This is a genomic window from Pedobacter sp. 01T416_2, from assembly GCF_056398925.1.
Genome location: NZ_JBFTQI010001012.1, coordinates 1 through 1,730 on the forward strand (window position 1 = coordinate 1; position 1,730 = coordinate 1,730).

At 35.5% G+C, this 1,730-nt stretch carries 2 protein-coding genes; both read left to right on the forward strand.

The window, feature by feature from the left end; translation table 11 throughout:
- Positions 1 to 291 precede the first annotated feature (291 nt).
- Positions 292 to 1,041: a DUF6597 domain-containing transcriptional factor gene (locus tag AC1DPQ_RS26830; protein WP_477611442.1), complete on the forward strand. Its 750-nt coding sequence runs from the start codon at positions 292 to 294 to the stop codon at positions 1,039 to 1,041.
- Between the two features lie 33 nt (positions 1,042 to 1,074).
- Entirely contained in the window at positions 1,075 to 1,476 is a 402-nt protein-coding gene (locus tag AC1DPQ_RS26835) for a VOC family protein (protein WP_477585844.1), read from the forward strand.
- Positions 1,477 to 1,730 lie beyond the last annotated feature (254 nt).

Here is a 1,730-nt window from a genome sequence, read left to right on the forward strand (position 1 = left end):
GGGGTTACTTGCGCTAGCTGATATTGGGCGTAAGATGTGAATTGTATTTAAAGGTAGCTAACATTCTATGGTTTAATGTCCCTTAAGCACTAAGACTTAGGCTAAACTGCCAATATCGAGCGTATTAAGATATTAAGTCCGAGGCACTAAGACTTGCGTTAGAACGGGTTAATCGAGATTTTGGATAAACTTACTGATGACCTAAATATAAATATTGTAGTTTTGCTATGCGCAGAAATATATCATTCATGTTTCCTTAACACCGATAATAAAAAATCTTAGTCAGAATAAGTGATTTACAAAGAATTTCCTCCAGACCAATTACTAACCAAATTTATAAAGAGCTATTGGTGGTTCGACAATTGCACTGCTGAAAAACTGGACTTTACAATTTTGCCGGATGGCTATTTTGACCTTATCGTTTCACTTGACAATTATGAGCAACAAGAAATTTCGCTGACAGGACTTTGGACAAAACAAGTGGATGTTTCTATTGAGCCAAACAGACAAGTATTTGGAGTGCGGTTCAAATTATTGGCAGCTGACTACATTTTAAGACAGAAAATATCAGCACTTTTAGATAGTGAACAATTAATGAATAGCATGTTTTGGCAATTAGACCAACTTTCATTTCATAATGTTGAAACAATCATCGAAAAATTGAATAAAACTATCCTTTCAACCACATCAAATCAAAAAGATATCGACATTAGAAGAGAGAATTTGTTCAATTTGCTGTATCAGACCAATGGCGGACTGTCAGTTGAAGAATATTCTCAACACGTATTTTGGAGCAGTAGACAAATCAATCGTTATTTCCAAGATAGATTTGGTATCCCTTTAAAATCATATTGCAAGATTTTGAAATGTTTCGCGTCTTTTTCATCCGTTAAAAAGGGTCATTTCTTTCCTGAACAAAATTATTTCGACCAATCACATTTCATTAAAGATTTGAAAGAATTTACGGGGAACAATCCAACAAAGCTGTTTGAAAACAAAAACGACCGATTTTTACAATTAGCCACGATGAAAGAACCGTAATTTTGTACTATTAAACAATTAAAGAAATACAAAATGAAATTTAGTAATATCAGGCTATTAGTGAACGACTTTGATAAATGCTTTACATTTTACAATGACGTTCTAGGTTTGGAATGCTCTTGGGGCGGTTTAGGTGACAATTATGCAAGTTTCAATATTGGATGCCCTTCCGGACTTGCTTTGTTTAAAGCTGACCTTATGAATCATGCTATAAATAAAGTAGTAAACAAAAATGAGTCTGAACAAGACAAAGCTGTAATTATTTTGCAGGTAGACAGTGTGGATCAAGTGTACGCTTCGCTTCGAAATAAGGAAGTGAATTTTTTAGGAGCGCCGAAATCGATGTCAGATTGGGGGACTAGAGTCGTGCACTTCAGAGACCCCGAAGGTAATTTAATTGAATTATATTCTGAATTGGAAAAAGTCGATAATTAATAATAGACGCACAGGGTTTTTCAAGACTTGCGCTCAATATCGTTAAGTTAAGCGTTTTAAATTATTTTTGTTGTGCCGAATGGCTTACCATATTGACATTAGACCTGTACTAGAATGGGATGGATGTTTCGATAAGCGAAAAAAGCCTGAAATCTTACGATTTCAGGCTTTGATTTTTCGGCGGAAAGCGAGGGATTCGAACCCCCGGACCTGTTACAGTCAACAGTTTTCAAGACTGCCGCATTCGACCACTC

Excerpts from the sequence above, each read along its gene's own strand:
- AC1DPQ_RS26835 (WP_477585844.1), top strand. The coding sequence starts at position 1,075 with ATGAAATTTAGTAATATCAGGCTATTAGTGAACGACTTTGATAAATGC.